Annotated in this window: 17 protein-coding genes; 3 read left to right on the forward strand and 14 right to left on the reverse strand. The window is 71.6% G+C overall.

What is annotated here, in order from left to right; genetic code table 11:
* Nucleotides 1-318: 318 nt before the first annotated feature.
* The gene (locus FJ694_RS18550; protein WP_157268764.1) at nucleotides 319-750 is read right to left on the reverse strand and encodes a DoxX family protein; all 432 of its coding nucleotides are present in this window, start codon (nucleotides 748-750) and stop codon (nucleotides 319-321) included.
* Between the two features lie 47 nt (nucleotides 751-797).
* Complete coding sequence (locus FJ694_RS18555; RefSeq protein ID WP_157268765.1) at nucleotides 798-1,517, reverse strand: pirin family protein; 720 nt, start codon at nucleotides 1,515-1,517, stop codon at nucleotides 798-800.
* On the opposite strand from FJ694_RS18555, the gene FJ694_RS18560 reads away from it, so the two are divergent.
* On the forward strand, nucleotides 1,516-1,881 hold the full coding sequence (locus FJ694_RS18560) for a hypothetical protein (RefSeq protein ID WP_157268767.1): 366 nt from the start codon (nucleotides 1,516-1,518) through the stop codon (nucleotides 1,879-1,881). The genes FJ694_RS18555 and FJ694_RS18560 overlap by 2 nt on opposite strands.
* Here the strand turns inward: FJ694_RS18560 and FJ694_RS18565 are convergent.
* From FJ694_RS18565 to fur, 7 genes are all read right to left on the reverse strand, one after another.
* Nucleotides 1,864-2,232, reverse strand: coding sequence for a bleomycin resistance protein (locus FJ694_RS18565; RefSeq protein ID WP_157268769.1), 369 nt, complete (start codon nucleotides 2,230-2,232; stop codon nucleotides 1,864-1,866). The genes FJ694_RS18560 and FJ694_RS18565 overlap by 18 nt on opposite strands.
* A 198-nt stretch (nucleotides 2,233-2,430) precedes the next feature.
* Nucleotides 2,431-2,778 carry a DUF3325 family protein gene (locus FJ694_RS18570; protein WP_157268771.1) on the reverse strand — a complete coding sequence of 116 codons (348 nt, stop codon included), beginning with the start codon at nucleotides 2,776-2,778 and terminating at the stop codon, nucleotides 2,431-2,433.
* A complete protein-coding gene (locus FJ694_RS18575) occupies nucleotides 2,771-4,471 on the reverse strand; it encodes a PepSY-associated TM helix domain-containing protein (protein WP_157268773.1) in 1,701 nt (566 codons plus the stop codon). The genes FJ694_RS18570 and FJ694_RS18575 overlap by 8 nt, the downstream gene beginning before the upstream one ends.
* A 15-nt stretch (nucleotides 4,472-4,486) precedes the next feature.
* A complete protein-coding gene (locus FJ694_RS18580; RefSeq protein ID WP_232540106.1) occupies nucleotides 4,487-4,798 on the reverse strand; it encodes an iron uptake protein in 312 nt (103 codons plus the stop codon).
* A gap of 4 nt (nucleotides 4,799-4,802) precedes the next feature.
* Nucleotides 4,803-6,929 carry a TonB-dependent siderophore receptor gene (locus FJ694_RS18585; RefSeq protein ID WP_157268775.1) on the reverse strand — a complete coding sequence of 709 codons (2,127 nt, stop codon included), beginning with the start codon at nucleotides 6,927-6,929 and terminating at the stop codon, nucleotides 4,803-4,805.
* Between the two features lie 268 nt (nucleotides 6,930-7,197).
* On the reverse strand, nucleotides 7,198-7,443 hold the full coding sequence (locus tag FJ694_RS18590; RefSeq protein ID WP_157268777.1) for a hypothetical protein: 246 nt from the start codon (nucleotides 7,441-7,443) through the stop codon (nucleotides 7,198-7,200).
* 1 nt (nucleotide 7,444) lies between these two features.
* Nucleotides 7,445-7,906, reverse strand: coding sequence for a ferric iron uptake transcriptional regulator (gene fur / locus FJ694_RS18595; RefSeq protein WP_157268779.1), 462 nt, complete (start codon nucleotides 7,904-7,906; stop codon nucleotides 7,445-7,447).
* A 289-nt stretch (nucleotides 7,907-8,195) separates the two neighbouring features.
* Between fur and FJ694_RS18600 the strand changes: the two genes are divergently transcribed.
* Both FJ694_RS18600 and FJ694_RS18605 read left to right on the forward strand, forming a co-directional pair.
* Nucleotides 8,196-9,434, forward strand: coding sequence for a DUF2325 domain-containing protein (locus FJ694_RS18600; protein ID WP_232540107.1), 1,239 nt, complete (start codon nucleotides 8,196-8,198; stop codon nucleotides 9,432-9,434).
* A gap of 5 nt (nucleotides 9,435-9,439) precedes the next feature.
* Entirely contained in the window at nucleotides 9,440-9,616 is a 177-nt protein-coding gene (locus FJ694_RS18605; protein WP_157268783.1) for a hypothetical protein, read from the forward strand.
* A gap of 96 nt (nucleotides 9,617-9,712) precedes the next feature.
* Here the strand turns inward: FJ694_RS18605 and FJ694_RS18610 are convergent, their stop codons facing one another.
* From FJ694_RS18610 to FJ694_RS18630, 5 genes are all read right to left on the reverse strand, one after another.
* Entirely contained in the window at nucleotides 9,713-12,394 is a 2,682-nt protein-coding gene (locus FJ694_RS18610) for an HAD-IC family P-type ATPase (RefSeq protein WP_157268785.1), read from the reverse strand.
* A 706-nt stretch (nucleotides 12,395-13,100) separates the two neighbouring features.
* Complete coding sequence (locus FJ694_RS18615) at nucleotides 13,101-14,345, reverse strand: beta-ketoacyl-[acyl-carrier-protein] synthase family protein (protein WP_157268787.1); 1,245 nt, start codon at nucleotides 14,343-14,345, stop codon at nucleotides 13,101-13,103.
* Nucleotides 14,342-14,638 (reverse strand): acyl carrier protein, encoded by a 297-nt coding sequence (locus tag FJ694_RS18620; RefSeq protein ID WP_157268789.1) that lies wholly within the window; start codon nucleotides 14,636-14,638, stop codon nucleotides 14,342-14,344. The genes FJ694_RS18615 and FJ694_RS18620 overlap by 4 nt, the downstream gene beginning before the upstream one ends.
* Before the next feature lie 22 nt (nucleotides 14,639-14,660).
* Nucleotides 14,661-15,941, reverse strand: coding sequence for an NAD(P)/FAD-dependent oxidoreductase (locus FJ694_RS18625; RefSeq protein ID WP_232540108.1), 1,281 nt, complete (start codon nucleotides 15,939-15,941; stop codon nucleotides 14,661-14,663).
* The gene (locus tag FJ694_RS18630) at nucleotides 15,938-16,576 is read right to left on the reverse strand and encodes a class I SAM-dependent methyltransferase (protein ID WP_232540109.1); all 639 of its coding nucleotides are present in this window, start codon (nucleotides 16,574-16,576) and stop codon (nucleotides 15,938-15,940) included. Before FJ694_RS18630 ends, FJ694_RS18625 begins: the two co-directional genes overlap by 4 nt.
* Between the last annotated feature and the right edge of the window lie 11 nt (nucleotides 16,577-16,587).

Below are 16,587 nucleotides of genomic sequence, written 5' to 3' on the forward strand. Positions count from 1 at the left end.
TCCTCGGGGGCAGGCGCGGCACGGTGCGGGATGCGGGCAGCTGCGCGGCAGGCGATAAGGCCCTTGGCATGAGCCGTCTCCCGCGCAACCGGTCATGTCCCCGACTTAACAAGATGCGGGCCAGCCCCGCGAAAGCGCCTCGGCCCGGCGGCGCCAGGGAAGCCCGGGCGTTGGTGCGTCATGCCACCTTCCACCCTGGACTGCCAGGACTGCCAACCGTGGCAGCACGCGGGCGCCCGCGTCGGAACGCCTGGTGGCGGCTCCCGCAGCCGCGCAGCCCGAGGTGCGCGGCTGCGGCGGCGAAGGCCACTCGGCAGTTCAGGCGCGAGCCAGGCGGACGCCGCGTGACAGGCGCTCATCCAGGCTCAGCGCGCCGGCGCCGTGCGCCGCGGTCAGGAACAGGCCGCCCGCGATGGCCAGGTTCTTCATGAACATGATCTGCTGCACGTGGGCCTGGTCGGCCGGCGCGGCCCAGTAGGCATGGAACAGCACGCCCGCGGCCAGCGTGAACAGGCCCAGCGCCAGTGCCGCCCAGCGCGCCCGCAGGCCCACCGCCAGCGCCAGGCCGCCCACCAGCTCCAGCAGACCGGCGCCGAGCGCCAGCACGCCGGCCAGGGGCAGCCCCGCACTGGCGATGTAGCCAGCCGTGCCGGAGAGGTTCCCCAGCTTGGCGAAGCCCGAGGTGACGAAGATCAGCGCCAGCAGCACGCGGCCGGCAAGGACGAGGAACTGGTTGAGCGAGGCATTCATGTCGGATCTCCTTGAACAGGGGTGGTGACCGGAATACGAGGGGCGGATCAGCGGGCGAGGTCGAACACCAGCACTTCCGCGCCGCGGCCGTTGCGCAGCTCCAGTTGCGCCTCGCCGTCGAGCAGCGCGGCGTCGCCGGCGGCCAGGCGCTGGCCGTTTACCTCGATCTCGCCGCGGGCCACGTGCACGTAGGCCAGGCGTGCCGGGTCCAGCGTCTTCGTGGCGCTTTCCTCGCCATCGAACAGGCCGGCTTCGATCTCGGCGTCAGCGTTCATCAACAGCGCGCCGTCGGTTCCATGGCCGGAAACGACTGCCACGAGCCGGCCGCGGCGCTGCGCCGGATCGAAGTGCTTCTGCTCGTAGCCCGGCGCGATGCCGCGCTGGCGCGGCAGGATCCAGATCTGCAGGAAGTGCGTCGCGCGGTCCTTGGCATGGTTGAACTCGCTGTGCAGCACGCCCGAGCCCGCGCTCATGCGCTGCACGTCGCCGGGACGGATCACGCCGCTGGCGCCGCCCGCGTCGCCGTTGCCCATGCTGTCCTTGTGCGCGAGCTCGCCGTCGAGCACGTAGCTGACGATCTCCATGTCGCGGTGCCCGTGCGTGCCGAAGCCGCTGCCCGCGGCGACCCGGTCCTCGTTGATGACGCGCAGGTTGCCGAAGCCCATGTGCGCCGGGTCGTAGTAGTCGGCAAAGGAGAAGCTGTGGCGGCTGTCGAGCCAGCCGTGGTTGGCGTGGCCCCGGTCCGAAGACTTGCGCAGCGTGATCATGGCGGTCCTTTCCTTCGATGGTTTCGAACGATTTTTGGATGCCGCTTCTCAACGGCATGACGCCATTGTGTTGACCTGCATCAACCCAAAGATTGAGACTTTTGAGTTGCTACTGTCGATTCCATCGAACATGACGGCGCCAAGCGCAGGCCCGGTGGGCGCATCGGGCCCGGGCCAACGGCCGCCCTGCTCCGCCTCGATGAGCGCGAAGTCGGCATGGATGGGCGACTCCACGCCGGGTGTCATGCCAGGCCCGGCATGCCCCGATCAGCGTCAACGATGCGCCGATCGAATGGACCCCTTTTTCAATATCCTTTTCCAGGCTCCGACAAAGCCAGGCGTATTTTCAAGCCTGGCTCTGTGATTGACTTGCCCACCTGAGGCGATTGCCATCCGGATCGGTCACCACGAATTCCCGCGTGCCCCAGGAAGTATTCTCGGGATTCGTTGCCGACCGGCAGCCTCGCGCCAGCAGGTCCCGGTAATAGGCGTCAACGTCGTTGATGACGAAATACACGGCGCCACCGACCTGGCAGTCGCCGGCATGCTCGGTCAGGAAAATGGTTTGCCCATCGCGCGTGAGTTGTACGAACAAGGGAAACCCGGGCTCGAATTGGTGCTTCCAGTCCACGGTGAAACCCAGGATTTCCACGTAGAAAGGCAGGCTGCGCTCCGCCACGGTCATGCGCAGCTGGGGAATGACGGTCTGGCCCATTTGTATTCCTCCTCGCTGTCAGCGAGCGGTTTGCCGCATTTGAAGCCCTGCACCCGCGCGCGGCCTTGCCTGGCACCGGTTCACTCGGCCTGCGATTCCAGTTTTCGGGCGATGCGTGCCGCACGGCGTTCCCGCGTTGCCGCTGATTTTCCGCCGCGAACATATTCCATGACGGCGCGAAAGCCGACGCCGGGCGGTTCAGCCGTGCGGCCCGGCAACGGCTCCGCGCTGCCGGCCCGGCGGCCACGCCAGCGCCAGCAGTGCGGGCCGGCGCGCGAGGGCCAGGGCCACCGCCACGGCACTGCCGGCCAGCAGCATCACCCACACCAGCACCGCCATCGAGGGCCGGTCGGCCCGCAGGCAGGCCAGCAGCGACAGCAGCAAGGCGGCCGCGCCCAGCGCACGCAGCGCGCGGCGCGTGCGCACGGCCTCGTCGGCGGGGCGGTGCATCACCTGGCTCCAGTGCACGTCCATGCCCAGTGCCAGCCAGGCCATGCCGGCCAGGCTCAGCCCGGCCGCCACCATCAGCCACGACGACTCAGCCATGCGCCACCTTCGCTGAGGGCCGGGCCGCCTTAGGGCGCAAGCCGGCGTGCTCGCGCAGCGCCAGCCGGCGCGCGGCCCGGACTGCCAGCGCCGCACCGGCCAGCAGGCTCAGGTCCAGGCCCGCCACGGCCCGATCAGGGTGGGTGAACAGGGTCTTGAGCAGGTGATCGCCGGTGGTGACCGCGTTGAGGACGACGGCCGCCACGGCCAGCACCGCGATCGTCCAGCACTGCTCGCGCCATGCCGGGTTCATGCGCGCCCGGGCCACCGGGGCGCCGCGCCAGAGGGCGTGCGCCAGCGCCAGCCCCCAGGCGCTCCAGAAGGCCAGCTTCTCCCAGTCGCCCTTGCCCGCGAGGTCGGCCGGCAGCAGCCGGTTGGCCACCAGCATGCCCAGGGCCGCCACCACCATGCCGGTGACCGTCGTCACCGCCAGCGCATCGACCACGCGGCTGCCCGGGCTACCGGCCGCGGCATGCTGCTGCTTGCGCTTCTCGACGAAGAAGACGAAGCCCGTGGCGATGCAGGCACAGCCCAGCAGGCCGCCGAGGACGTAGAGCCAGCGCAGCAGCCAGTGCTCGAAGTGCTGCAGGTGCAGCCCGGTGAGGAACTCGTTGACTTCCGACACCGCCGTGCGCGGCGGGTCCTCGCGCAGCACCGCGCCGGTGCTGGCCTTGAAGTGGATGCCCTCGCCCACCAGCGCCACGCGGTCGCTGCCGGCGCGGTAGATGCTCACGTAGCTGTTGGCGTCGCCCACGTGGTGCACCACCAGGTAGCCCACCTCGCCGGCCATGTCGCGCGCGGCCCAGCGGCGCTTGGCCTCGGCCACCATCGCGTCCACCGAGGCCAGCGGCGCGGGCTGGCCCGAGCGCTCGTGCGGCAGCCCGGTGGCCCGGGCTTCGAGCGCCTCGTGCCGGTCGTGCAGCGGCTTGAGCTGCGTGTGGCTGACCGGGAAGTAGACCGTGCCCGCGAAGATCAGCAGCCCGGTGAAGGCAAAGAAGAAGTGGAACGGCAGCGCCACCACGCCGGTGAGGTTGTGCAGGTCCAGCGCACTGCGCTGCGTGCGCTTCCAGGGGCGGAAGGTGAAGAACTCGCGGAAGATCTTGCGGTGCATGACCACGCCGCTGACCAGCGCCACCAGCATGGCGAAGCCGGCCAGGCCGACGATCCAGGTGCCCAGGTTCTTCCAGGTCCAGTTCAGCCCGTAGTGCATCGGGTAGAACCAGCCGCTGCCGATCTTGAGCGCGTCGTCGCGCACCGGCGTGCCGCTGCGCGGGTCGATGGTGACGTTGCCGTGGATGTGGTTGTGCGCGTCCGGGTCCCTGGGGTGCGGCACGCCAAAGCCCACGCCCATGATGAGCACCGGGTCGCGGTGCGTGGTGTAGGCCCAGAACTCGTCGGCCGGCAGCTCCCGCCGCGGCGTCATCGGGCCCTGGGCGGCATCGTGCAGCGCGGGCATGTTGGCCGCGTAGTCCGCCTCCTGCGGCTCGACCTGGCGCAGCAGGGGCAGCAGCATGCGGTCGAAGGACGGCATGGGCTGCGGTTCGAAGCGCGTCTCGGGAATCGCCCAGCGGTCGATCTCGCGGTCGAACACCGACAGCGACCCGAAGAAGAAGCACACCATCAGCACGAAGCCCAGCGCCAGACCGAACCAGGTGTGCAGCCAGGCCATGGCCTGCCGGAAGTTGGCAAACATCGTCTCGGGCCTCCGTCAGGACAGCAGGAATCGCTGCAGCCCCCAGGCCGCGGCGCTCATCAGCACGGCGCCGGCGCCGAGCAGCGTCCAGGCACGGGCGACGCTGCGGGCGCTGAAGGCCCAGAGGAACAGCAGCAGGAACAGCACGAAGGCCAGCAGCAGCAGCGCCGTCTCGGCCTCGTGGAAGTCCACGCCCAGGGCCACCAGGGCGGTGATGCCCAGCGCGGTGAAGCTCCAGCAGAAGGCGTAGCCGCCCAGCAGCCCGGCGGCGACGCGGGACGCCAGGCGCAGGCCGCGGCCGGCGGCGGCGGAGGGGGTCGCAGCCACGGCGTCAGAGCTTGTAGTCGAGAGACAGCATGGCGCTACGCGGCGCGCCGTAGAGGGCGCCATAGGCCAGGCTGCCGATGTACTTCTTGTCGAACACGTTGTTGACGTTGAGCCGCAGCGTCGCGGCCGGGCTCAGCTCGTAGGCGGCGAAGGCGTTGGCCACCAGGTAGCCGCCCTGCCGGGCGGCGCCGGCCTTGTAGACCTCCGACTGCCACTTGCCGCCCGCGCCCAGGCGCAGGGCCGGCAGCCCGGGCACGCGGCTGTCGAAGCGGAAGTTGAGCGTGTTGCGCGGCACCCACTCGTAGATGTCGTTGCCGTCCGGGCCGGTCAGCAGCAGCCGGGTGTAGCCCAGCGTCACCCTGGCGTCCTGGCTCAGGCGGCCGGTGGCCTCGATCTCGAAACCCTTTGACTTCACGTCCTTGGGCTCGTACCAGTACTGGCCGTTGAGGCTGCCGCCGGAGATGACGCCGCCGTAGGTGGCCAGGCCTTCCTGCCTGGCGGTGAACAGCGCGAACGTGGTCAGCAGCGAGCGCTTGAGCCACTCCGCCTTCACGCCGACTTCGGCATTGACGCCCTTCACCGGCGCCAGGTACTCGCCGTTGCGGTCCGTCTGGTCCTGGTTCTGGAAGATGTTCGAGTACGACGCGTAGCCCAGGACCTCCGGCGTGAAGTCGTAGGTGACGCCGACGTAGGGGCTGACCTTGCTGGTGTCCGGGTAGTTCGTGTTGGTGGCCGCGTTGCCGTACACCGCGGCGCCGCTGCGCTCCAGCCGCACGGCGTTCACGCCCAGCACGCCCTTGAGCGAGTCGGTCAGCGCCAGGTGCGAGGCCGCGTACAGGCGCGTGAGCGTCTGCTCGCCGTCGCGGTCGTGCCGGCGCGGCCCCCATTGGGGCTCCGCATAGGCATCGCCGCCGTACGGGAAGGCCGGCAGCGGATCGAACATGTGGGTCTGCGCGGCGTAGGTGTCGGTCGAGGTCTCCTGGCGCGACTGGCTCAGGCCCACGAGCAGGCTGTGCTCGCGGCCGAAGGCGGAGAACTGGCCGGTGAGGTTGAGGTCGAGCAGGTGGTTGTCCGTGCTGCCCAGGCTGCGGTAGGGCCAGCCGACCAGGCCGGTGTTGTCCGGGTTCAGCACCCCGCTGGGCGAGTAGGCGTAGAGCAGGCGCGTCGCCTCGTTGGCGTGGCGGTAGTTGTAGGTCGCCTTGGCCTCCCAGCCGGCACCCAGCCGGTGCGTGTACTCGGCAAAGGCGCTGTGCGACTTCGTGTCCCAGTAGGCCCACTTCGCGGAGGTGGAGGAGCCGACGTCGAAATCGGCCTGCGTGCCGTCGGAGCGGCGCAGCGTCAGCGAGCCCCACATCGGCGCATCCTGCTTCGCGTCCACGGCGGTGACGCCCAGGGTCAGCACGCCGTTGCTGCCGATCTGGCCGTCGATCACGCCATAGATCGACGTGCGCTGGTTCTTCAGGTCGCGCACGTACGAGTTCCTGTCCTCGTGCGCCACGACCAGCCGGCCGGCCCAGGCGCCGTCCTCGGTCAGGATCCTGTTGTAGTCCAGCGTGGCGCGCTTGAGGCCCCAGGAGCCGCCGGACAGGCCGACGACGCCGCCGTCCTTGTTGGTCGGGCGCTTGCGCACGTAGTTGATGGTGCCCGACGAGTTGCCCACGCCGGTAAGCAGGCCGTTGGCGCCGCGGATCACCTCGATGCGCTCGAACAGGAAGGTGTCCTCGCGGCCGACGACGGTGCCCCAGGAGTTGGTCATGCCCAGGCCATCGACCTGCGTCAGCTGGATCTCGAAGCCGCGCGCGTTGAAGGTGGCGCGGTTGGTCTCGTACTGCTCGACGTTGATGCCGGTGGCCAGCCCCAGCGCCTCGTTGCTGCCGGTCAGGCCGTAGTCGGTCAGCTCCTGCCGCTCGATGGTGCTGATGCTCTGCGGCGTCTCCTTGATCTCCATCGGCAAGCCGGTGGCGCCCTTGGAGACGCGCGCCGCGCGCTTGCCGCTGACGACGATCGCCCCCAGCGTGGCCTCCTCTTCCTGGGCCTGGACCTGGGGCTGGACCTGCTGGGCCTGGGCCCGGTCGCCCAGCGCGATGGAGGCTGCGAGGGCGCAGGCGGTCATCAGGAAATGCTGCTTCATCAACTTCTTCGGTCTGGATGTCGGAACGGGGTGGGCGCGCCGCATCGGCCCCCGGGACGGGCGAGCGGCCTGCACGGGTGAACCCGGCAGGCCGCCACGTCATCCAGGCACCAGCAAGCCAACGCGAATACGAATGAGACTATATCTCATTTGAGAACGGTTCTCATTGTTGAGCCATGGCCTTGGTGGAGAGATTGATGTCCGCGGGCCGGGCGTGCCGGCGTGCAGCGCGGCCGGCGGCGGCAAGGCGCCCTCGGCGGGCGCCTCGTCAGGCGCAGCGCGCGGCCCGCATCAGCTCGAACTCGAACACCGCCAGCGTCGCCATCTCGTCGAGCAATCCGTTGACGCTCATGCCGCGCTCGCGCGCCACCTCGCGCAGCTGGCGCGCCTTGTCAGCGGAGATCCGCAGCGTCAGGCGCGCCGGCTCCTGCGTTTCGCCGGCGGGCGCCTTGCGCCCGCCGGATGCGCCCCAACGCGCAGGCCCTGCCGCTGCCGCTTCCACCGGCGCGCTCACGTCAGTGCTGGCCAGGCGCTTGCGAGCCGCCGCACGTGGGGGCGGAGCACAGGCCGTACAGCGTCAATGCGTGCTCGCGCAACTCGAAGCCCATGGCCTCGGCCACGGCGCGCTGGCGGTCCTCGATCGCGGCGTCATGGAACTCCTCCACGCGGCCGCAACGCATGCACACCAGGTGATCGTGATGGGCGTCCTGCCGCAGCTCGAACACGGACTTGCCGCCGTCGAAGTTGCTGCGTGCGAGCAGCCCCGCCTGCTCGAACTGCATCAGCACGCGGTACACGGTGGCCAGGCCGATGTCGGAGCCGGCGTTGAGCAGCTCCCGGTACACGTCTTCCGCGCTGAGATGGCGGGCGTCGGCGTGCTTGAAGACGTCGAGCACCCGCATGCGCGGCAGCGTGGCCTTGAGGCCACTGTTCCTGAGATCTTCCAACTCCGCCTGCGATGGCGCTTGCTTGCTCATGGGTCACCTTCCAAGTGCTGCCTGCAGCGGATCGGGGCGCCCCGTGCCCGCATGGCAGGGGTATGCACTCGACCCGACAGGGCCTTCATTCTAGACAGGAATGATTCTTGTTCATCACTGCGGCCGCAACTCTTGCGAATGAGAATGCTTCTCACTAGACTGCGATGCAAAGGGCTGCCGGCGTGACCGCGCCGATGGCAGGGGACGGGATTTCGCCAAGGACGACACGGGCATGTGCGAGAGGGAACTGAAGACAGCGGACAGCTTGCTGCCCAGGCCGGCGGGTGCCTTGAACGTCTCCGGCCTCCCGGGGTCGCGCCGCCGGCGGCTGTGGGAGCTCGACTCCATGGCCTTCTGCCCCGTCATCGGCGTGTGCCTGCCGATCGAGACGCTGCGCGGCCTGGTGGAGAAGGTGCTGCGCGCGCCGGCGCCCGCGAGCGACTACGAGCTGCACTGCTGCACCATCAACGAGTGCAAGCAGCGCACGCCGGTGGCCGAGCGGCTGCACAAGGAGCTGGAGTCGCGCTACGCGCTGTCCGTGCGCCAGGCCGCGGCCTGCAAGAGCACGCAGGCGCTGGCGCAGTGGTGGGCGCTGCAGCGCCGCGCGGGTGACCAGCTCCCCGGCGCGCTGTGGGCGGTGCTGACCCATCCGCGCTGCGACACGCCTTGCGCGGAAGGCGTCCTGGCCGACGTGCACATGCTGCAGCACCAGGTGGGGGCCGCGCAGCGCGTGGACCTGAAGCGCCACGCCGAGCTGCAGGAGCAGCACGCCGCGCTGCAGCGCGAGTCCGCCCTGCTCCAGGAGCGCTGCGCGCAGGCGCTGAGGGAGAAGACCGCCTGCATCGAGCGCCAGGGTGCCGAGCTGGTGCGGTTGCGCGCCGAGCTGCTGGGGCGCGACACCCTCGTCGCCAGCCTGTGCGAGCAGCTCAAGGCGCTCGAGGACGCGGTGCCGGGACTCAAGGCACGGCTGGAGCAGGCGCATCAGATCACGGCCCAGCTGGCGCGGATCCAGGAGCTGGAGCGCCAGGCCCGGCACTGGCAGCAGCGCGCCGCCGATCTGCAGCGGCGCTGCGAGCTGCAGGAGCAGCGCCTCGCGCAGGCCGCGCCCGCCGCGGGCGTACGCGCGAACCCCGCGGCCGAAGCCCCCGTCGAGCCCGCCACCCCGCTGCGCGACAAGGCCGTGCTGTGCGTGGGCGGACGCTCGGCCAGCGTGCCGGTCTACCGCAAGCTCATCGAGCGAACCGGCGGGCGCTTCCTGCATCACGACGGCGGCGAGGAGGACAGCCCCGCGCAGCTCGACGTCAACCTGGCCGCGGCCGACCTGGTGATCTGCCAGACCGGCTGCATCAGCCACGATGCCTACTGGCGCGTCAAGGACCACTGCAAGCGCCATGGCAAGCAGTGCGTGTTCGTCGAGAAGCCGAGCGCGGCCAGCCTGGAGCGGGAGCTGCGGACGATCGGCCAGGCGCGGCCGCTGCCGGCGGCCTGCACCGCGCAGGCGGGCGCCGAAGCCCCGGCCTCGCGATGAGCCCCATGGCCAGGCCCCCACGACGCCGTGCCCAGCCAGGAAGCGCTGTCGCGGCCACGCTGGCGCTGATGGCCGGGCGGGTGCGTCGCGTGAAGCGGGAACGCGCCCGCGCCGTGGTGGAGTGGCTGGCGCTGGCCGCCATCGTGGCCGCCGTCTACGCGTTCGTGCCGGTGGTCGCGTGAGCAACGGCCACGGGCGCCCCGCAGCCGGTTTCACCGGGGCGGGCATGACACGCCCGCTGCGGCTGCTGCGCCAGCGACGGGAGCAGCTGCAGCTCGTCAGGCAAGCAGGCCCAGCCGGCGCAGCAGCGCCTTTTCCAGCTCCAGCACCAGCAGCAGCGCCACGCCCACGGCCGCGATGCGCAGGCCCAGCGCCAGCGGCAGCGTCTCGGTCTGGAACAGCGCCTGCATGAAGGGCGCATAGGTGAACAACAGCTGCAGCACGAAGACGCCGGCCACCGCCGCCAGCACCCGCGGCGTGCCGCGCACGCCCTGGAGCGTGAAGGACGGCGCCTTCAGGTAGCGCACGCTGAACAGGTAGAACACCTCCATGCACACCAGCGTGTTGACCGCCGCGGTGCGCGCGGCATCGACGCCGGCGCCTTGCCGCAGCATCCACTCGTACATGCCGAACACGCCGGCCAGGAACAGCGTGGACACCAGCACCACGCGCCACACCAGGAAGCGCGACAGCAGCGGCTCGGACGCCGGGCGCGGCGGGCGGCGCATCACGTCGGCCTCGGTCGGCTCGAAGGCCAGCACCATGGCCAGCGCCACCGAGCTGACCATGTTCACCCACAGCACCTGCGCCGGCAGGATCGGCAGCGCCACGCCCAGCAGCACCGCCAGCAGCAGCGTCAGCGACTCGCCGCCGTTGATCGGCAGCAGGAAGGTCACCGTCTTCTTCAGGTTGTCGTAGACGGTGCGTCCCTCCTCCACCGCGTGCGCGATGGAGGCGAAGTTGTCGTCGGCCAGCACCATGGCGCCGGCCTGCTTGGCCGCCTCGGTGCCCTTCATGCCCATGGCCACGCCCACGTCGGCCTGCTTGAGCGCGGGCGCGTCGTTGACGCCGTCACCGGTCATGGCCACGACCTCCCCGCGGGCCTGCAGCGCGCGCACCAGGCGCAGCTTGTGCTCGGGGCTGGCGCGCGCGAAGACGCGGGTCGTGGCCACCACCTGGCGCAGCGCCGCGTCGTCCAGGGCTTCGATGTCCGCTCCGGTGAGGGTCGGCAGGGCGTCGCCCAGCCCCAGCTGCGCGGCGATCGCGCCGGCCGTCACGCCATGGTCGCCGGTGATCATCACGACGCGGATGCCGGCCTCGGCGCAACGCGCCACCGCGCGCCGCGCCTCCTCGCGCGGCGGGTCGATGATGCCGACCAGGCCCAGCAGGGTCAGCCCCGCCGCGACGTCGGCATGCGCCAGCGTGTCCGGCGGCTGCACGTCGGCGCGGCACGCCACGGCCAGCACGCGCCGCCCGGCACGGGCCTGCTCGTCGATGCGCGCCTGCCACCAGGAGGAATGCAGCGGCTGCTCCCGACCCTGCGCGTCCAGCTGCGTGGCGCACATCGCCAGCACGCGCTCGGGCGCGCCCTTGACGAAGACCTCGGCCGCCGCGGCGCCGACGCTGGCATGCAGCGTCGCCATGTAGCGGTGCTCGGACTCGAAGGGAATGACCGCCAGCCGCGGGCGCTCCACGCGCAGCTCGGCCGGGTTGAGCCCGGCCTTGAGCGCCAGCGTCAGCAGCGCGCCCTCGGTCGGGTCGCCCGCCACGCTCCAGCGGCCGTCGCTCTCGTGCACGGCGGCGTCGTTGCACAGCGCCGCGGCCAGCGCCAGCCGGGCCGCCGCCGGCGCGCGCTCGGACAGCCCGGCCGGCGCCAGCGGCACGCCCTCCAGCGTGATGGCGCCCTGTGGCGCGTAGCCCGCGCCCTCCACGGCCAGCGCCTGGCCGGCGCAGATCACCTGCTGCACCGTCATCTCGTTGCGCGTGAGCGTGCCGGTCTTGTCGGAGCAGATCACCGTCACCGAGCCCAGCGCCTCCACCGCGGGCAGGCGCCGGATCACGGCGTGGCGGCGTGCCATGCGCTGCACGCCGATGGCCAGCGTGATGGTCAGGATCGCCGGCAGCCCCTCGGGAATCGCCGCCACGGCCAGGCTGACGGCGGCCATGAAGGCGTCGCCGGCCGCCATGCCGCGCACCAGCGTGCCGAAGCCGAACAGCAGCAGGGCCACGCCCAGGATGACCAGCGTGAGTTGCCGGCTGAAGGCGCCCATCTTCTGCAGCAGGGGCGTCGTGCCTGGCTCCACGGCGGCCAGCATGCGGCCGATGCGGCCGACCTCGGTGTCGGCACCGGTGGCCACCACCACCGCGCGCGCCTGCCCCTGCGTCACCAGCGTGCCGGCGTAGCCCATGCACGTGCGGTCGCCGATGGCCGCGCCGCCCGGCACCGCGGCGGGATGCTTGTCCACCGGCACGGATTCGCCGGTGAGCGCCGACTCGTCCACGCGGCAGCCATGCGCCTGCAGCAGCCGCACGTCGGCAGGCAGGCTGTCGCCGGAGGCCAGCAGCACGACGTCGCCCGGCACGAGATCGGCCGCGGCGAGCTCGTGCTGGCGGCCGTCGCGCAGCGCCACCGCGCGCGGCGCCAACAGGTGGCGGATGGCCTGCAGCGCCTTCTCGGCGCGGCCTTCCTGCACGAAGCCGATGACGGCGTTGAGCACGACCACGGCGGCAATGACGGCCGCGTCCACCCAGTGTCCGATCAGCGCCGTGATCGCGGCCGAGGCCATGAGCACCTGCAGCAGCAGGTTGTTGAACTGTCGCGCCAGGCGCCGTGCCACGCCCGGCGGCCGCGCCTCGGGCAGGCAGTTCGGGCCCTGCACCGCCAGGCGGCGTGCGGCCTCGGCCTGGTCGAGGCCGTGCGCTTCGGCCTTCAGGGCACTGAGCACGGCGTCGGCGTCCATGGCATGCCAGACCGGGGCACCACCATTGGCCGCCGGTGTGCCCGCCCCGGCCGCAGTCCGGCCTTCGTGCAAGACGCTGGACGTGTGCATCGCTTCCATGGCCTCCTTCACCTCGTCAACTCCTTATCCGGCCGCGGCGCTGCCAGCCGCCAGTACGGGATTGGGCTCGAATGCAAAGGGGGTGTTCCAGGCGTTCAAGCGCGGCGTTTGATCCGCGTCAACGTCGTGATCGGCAAGGAGCGGCGCCTCTCCGTCCGAAGAGCTCCGGCAGCGGCTTCCTGGCACAGGGAACGTTTCACGCCTTCACTGCGCTGCGCTGCATGACGGCAGGGTCTGGACAGACACACGGTGCGCCACTTCGCCAACGCACCGTCGTTCCCGAGCGCTTGCCCCGTGCCGTGCTGCCAGGCCAACCGGATGCGATGAAGCCGTACTTGCAGGCGCGTGCGGCCCAGGGCTGCTCCGACGCAACGGCGGTCTGGCATGAACTGCTGGCCAGGGATCCAGGATCGGGCGCAGCCGCGTGCGGGAAGCGTTCCGGCCGCCGCAGCCAATGGCAGGCTCGATGGCTTCTGCGTCGGCGCCGCCGCCAATGAAGATGCCATCGCCGACACGCGACGCTGGAGTTCGCCAGCCCGATCCGGACTGAGCGGAAGCTACGGGGCTGACAGAGCCGTCCGGAGAACCGGGACGGCCCACCTCGCGGTCACTTCGCGGCGCCCAACGCGAGCACGGCGTTGGACCCGCCGAAAGCGAAGGAGTTGGACAGCATCACGCCTGCAGCGACGCCTTCGCGTGCCGCGTTGGGCACGTAGTCGAGGTCGCACTCCGGGTCGGCCTGGCCCAGGTGCATCGTCGGCAGCGCGGTCGCGTGCCGCATCGCCAGCAGCGCGAGCAGGCATTCAAGGGCGCCCGCGGCGCCCAGCAGGTGGCCGTGCATGGCCTTGGTGGCACTGACCGGGATGCGTTCGGCACGCTCGCCGAACACCGCGCGGATGGCCTGCGTTTCCGTCGGGTCGTTGGCCTGGGTCGCGGTGCCATGGGCGTTGATGGCCTGCACCTCGCAGGGATCGATCCCGGCCGCCGCCATCGCAGCGCGCATGGCGGCCGCCTGGCCCGCGGCGCCGGGCCGCGTGATGTGGCTCGCATCGTTGGTGTGGCCGTAGCCCAGGATCTCGCCCAGCACGTCGGCACCGCGGGCCATGGCCCGCTCCCAGGGCTCGATCACCAGCATCACGGCGCCTTCACCGAGCACCAGGCCGCTGCGGTCTTTCGAGAACGGGCGGCACGATGCCGAAGGATCGTCGGGCCATGGCTTGGCCAAGGTGTGCAGCACGTCCCACGCCTTGAGCGAACCCGGGGACAGCGGCGCTTCCGCGCCGCCTGCGATCACGACGTCGAGTTGGCCGCTGGCCACCCGCAGCCACGCCTCGCCGATCGCCACGGCCGACGACGAGCACGCGGTCGAGTAGGTCATGTTCGGGCCCTGCAGTCCGAACTCGATGCCGATCCAGGCCGCGGCAGCGTTGTGCATGCCCATCAGCACGGTGAACGGCTTGATGCGATCGGAGCGTTCGCCATAGAGCGTCCGGTAGGCGTCGTCCGTCGAGAGCGTGCCGCCCACGCCGGTGCCCAGGAACACCGCGCAACGCTCGGCGGCCGCGCCGGCGAGCGCGCCCTGCGACGCGGCCACCGCCTGCTTCGCCGCCAGGACGGCCAGCAGGCTGAAGCGATCGAGCATGCGCGCCTGGAGCGGGTCGATGCCGGCGGCGTTAGCGGCGTCGGCGTCGAGGTGCACCGTCGCGGCAATCGGGGAGCCCAGCCGGCTCGCGAACGGGATGTCGAGGCGGTGCACGCCGGAGCGGCCCGCGCGGGCCCGGCACCAGACCTCGGCGACGCTGTTGCCCAGCGGCGAGCACACGCCCGCGGCGCTGACGGCCACGCGCCTCATGGCGTGCCCAGGGTGGGCGCCGCCGCCGGCCCCGGAGCCGCATCCGCAGCCTGCGCGGCCTGCGCCGCGACGAGGTCGTCGATGTAGCGGACGACGTCGCCGAGCGTGGGCAGGGCGACCTGATCGGGCGGCAGGGTGATGCCGAAGCTCTCCTCGACGGTCCAGAGCAGTTCCATGGTGCCCAGCGAGTCGATGCCCAGCCCCTCGAGCGGCGCGTCGAGGGTGAGTTGGTCCGGTGCCAGCTTGTAGTCCCTGGCCAGGATGGCGCTCAAGCGTTCGAAGGTCGTGGACATGGTCGGCTCCTGTCTTCAGGGTTCAGGGAGTGCGCGATGCGGCCCCCGCCGAGGCTCGGCCCGGTGCGCGCGGTGCCGCGGGCGGGGCGATGGGCGCGGCGAAGCGGACTTTCCCGCCCAGGCGCGCGCCCTGGGTCAGCAGGCCGGGCCAGCGGCGCGCCAGCGCCATCAGCAGCGCCGTGCCGCCAGGGCGCATGGCCAGATGCGCGAAGACGGCCGCCAGCCGCAGTCGCGGCGCGAAGGCCTGGCGCCACGCGGCCGCGTAGCGGCGCTGCATCCCGGCCTGCGCCGCGGCATCGGGCACCGAGGCCGTCGCGCCCAGCAGGTGCGAGCACAGCAGCGCGGCGGACTGCAGCGCCATGCTCAGACCTTCGCCCAGGATCGGGTGCGCCTCGCCGGCGGCGTTGCCGATGCGGAAGATGCCGTCCGATGCATCGACCCGCACCCCGGTGGCCAGCGGGCCGGACGCGAGCCACGGGCCCTCGCGCGCCGCGCCGTCCAGCGCCTGGCGCACGCCGGCGCATGCGCGGCGCAGGAACGCTTCGACCACATCGCCCGCGCGAACGCCGGGCATCTCGCTGCGCAGGCGCGCCAGGCGGTCACGCCGTATGCAGCAGGCGAGCGTCGCCATGCCGGCGTCGGCCACGACCATGCCGCCGTAGCCGCCGTCCAGGGCCAGCACGGCAATGTCGCCCGCGGGCAGCGACGATCCGCTGAAGTTGGCCTTGAAGGCGAACAGGTCCGAGGCACCGTGGCCTACGCGGCGCCCTGGACGCTCGAAGGGCAGCGCGTCCCACGAGCCATGGGCGTCGATCACGAGCGCCGAGCGCAGCCGCAGCGACGCCACGGAGCCGAGGGGGCGAACGTCACAGTGCCAGCGGCCGCGCGTGCCCTGGATCGCCTGCAGGACGCAGGGCTGGAGCACGGTGACGCCCTCCGCCCGCGCCTGCTCCAGCAGCATCACGTCCAGCGTCTCGCGACCCAGCGCGCGGCCCCACCGATGCCGCTCGTGCGCCGCCGCCGGCAGCTCGGCCGCGATGGCGTCGTCACCGGCCAGCAGCCTCACCTGCTGCAGCGCGGGGCCCGCCGCCGCGTCGAAGGCGGCACCGATGCCCAGGGCATGCAGCAGCGGCAGGTTGCTGGCCGCGATGCACTCGCCGCACACCTTGCGCCGCGGGAAGCGTTGCCGCTCGATCAGCGCCACGGACCATCCCGCTCGGGCCAACTGGATGGCCGCGGCGGACCCGGCCGGGCCGGCACCGACGACGACGGCGTCGAAGGCCGTCAGCGGGACCTCGCTCACCGGGCCTCCTGCATGCGCCAGGCGCTGAAGCAGTGGCTGAAGAGCCCGGCACGCGCTTCGTGCAGCTGCCAGCGGGCAGCGTCGCGCGGCCAGTGCCCGGAGAGTTCCCGGTCCCGAAAGCCGGCATGCACGCTCAGCACCGCGTCCTCACGCGTCACCGCGTTCGCGCCCAGCAGGCCCACGAGATGGCTGCCCGTGAGCGCCAGCCAGGCGCGATCCGGCTCGAAGGCGAAGAAGCGGTCGCAGCGCGCGGCAACCGCCGCCAGCAGCCGCTCCAGGGCACCGGCCTCGAAGTGGTGCAGGAACAAGGCGGTGCTGATCAGGTCCCAGCGCTGCGCGGCGCCGCCCTGCGTGCCTTCGTCATGCGCGTCGGCCCAGTCGAGCACGTCGGTCGCCAGCACCTGGGCCGTCCACCCCAGCGCCGCGTAGCCTTCCAGCGTCGCCGGGCTGACGATGTCCTGGCGGTCCAGCAGGGTCAGCCGAACCCGCGGCCATCGCGGCGCCAGCGAGCGCGCGACACCGAGCAGCAGGCTGCCGTCGCCCGCGCCCAGCTCCAGGATGCGCAGCGGCTCGCGGGCGCGTTGCGGCGACACCAGCGCCTGCCAGCCTTTGCGCACGATCGAACGCGTTCCCATCATCCGGTGCA

The sequence above is a fragment of the Azohydromonas aeria genome (genome assembly GCF_009760915.1).
GTDB classification, from domain to species: Bacteria; Pseudomonadota; Gammaproteobacteria; order Burkholderiales; family Burkholderiaceae_C; genus Azohydromonas; species Azohydromonas aeria.

Excerpts from the sequence above, each read along its gene's own strand:
- FJ694_RS18610 (WP_157268785.1), bottom strand. The coding sequence starts at position 12,394 with ATGGACGCCGACGCCGTGCTCAGTGCCCTGAAGGCCGAAGCGCACGGC.
- FJ694_RS18615 (WP_157268787.1), bottom strand. The coding sequence starts at position 14,345 with ATGAGGCGCGTGGCCGTCAGCGCCGCGGGCGTGTGCTCGCCGCTGGGC.
- FJ694_RS18570 (WP_157268771.1), bottom strand. The coding sequence starts at position 2,778 with ATGGCTGAGTCGTCGTGGCTGATGGTGGCGGCCGGGCTGAGCCTGGCC.
- fur (WP_157268779.1), bottom strand. The coding sequence starts at position 7,906 with ATGAGCAAGCAAGCGCCATCGCAGGCGGAGTTGGAAGATCTCAGGAAC.
- FJ694_RS18560 (WP_157268767.1), top strand. The coding sequence starts at position 1,516 with ATGGCGGTCCTTTCCTTCGATGGTTTCGAACGATTTTTGGATGCCGCT.
- FJ694_RS18620 (WP_157268789.1), bottom strand. The coding sequence starts at position 14,638 with ATGTCCACGACCTTCGAACGCTTGAGCGCCATCCTGGCCAGGGACTAC.
- FJ694_RS18630 (WP_232540109.1), bottom strand. The coding sequence starts at position 16,576 with ATGGGAACGCGTTCGATCGTGCGCAAAGGCTGGCAGGCGCTGGTGTCG.
- FJ694_RS18555 (WP_157268765.1), bottom strand. The coding sequence starts at position 1,517 with ATGATCACGCTGCGCAAGTCTTCGGACCGGGGCCACGCCAACCACGGC.
- FJ694_RS18605 (WP_157268783.1), top strand. The coding sequence starts at position 9,440 with ATGGCCAGGCCCCCACGACGCCGTGCCCAGCCAGGAAGCGCTGTCGCG.
- FJ694_RS18585 (WP_157268775.1), bottom strand. The coding sequence starts at position 6,929 with ATGAAGCAGCATTTCCTGATGACCGCCTGCGCCCTCGCAGCCTCCATC.
- FJ694_RS18565 (WP_157268769.1), bottom strand. The coding sequence starts at position 2,232 with ATGGGCCAGACCGTCATTCCCCAGCTGCGCATGACCGTGGCGGAGCGC.
- FJ694_RS18575 (WP_157268773.1), bottom strand. The coding sequence starts at position 4,471 with ATGTTTGCCAACTTCCGGCAGGCCATGGCCTGGCTGCACACCTGGTTC.
- FJ694_RS18550 (WP_157268764.1), bottom strand. The coding sequence starts at position 750 with ATGAATGCCTCGCTCAACCAGTTCCTCGTCCTTGCCGGCCGCGTGCTG.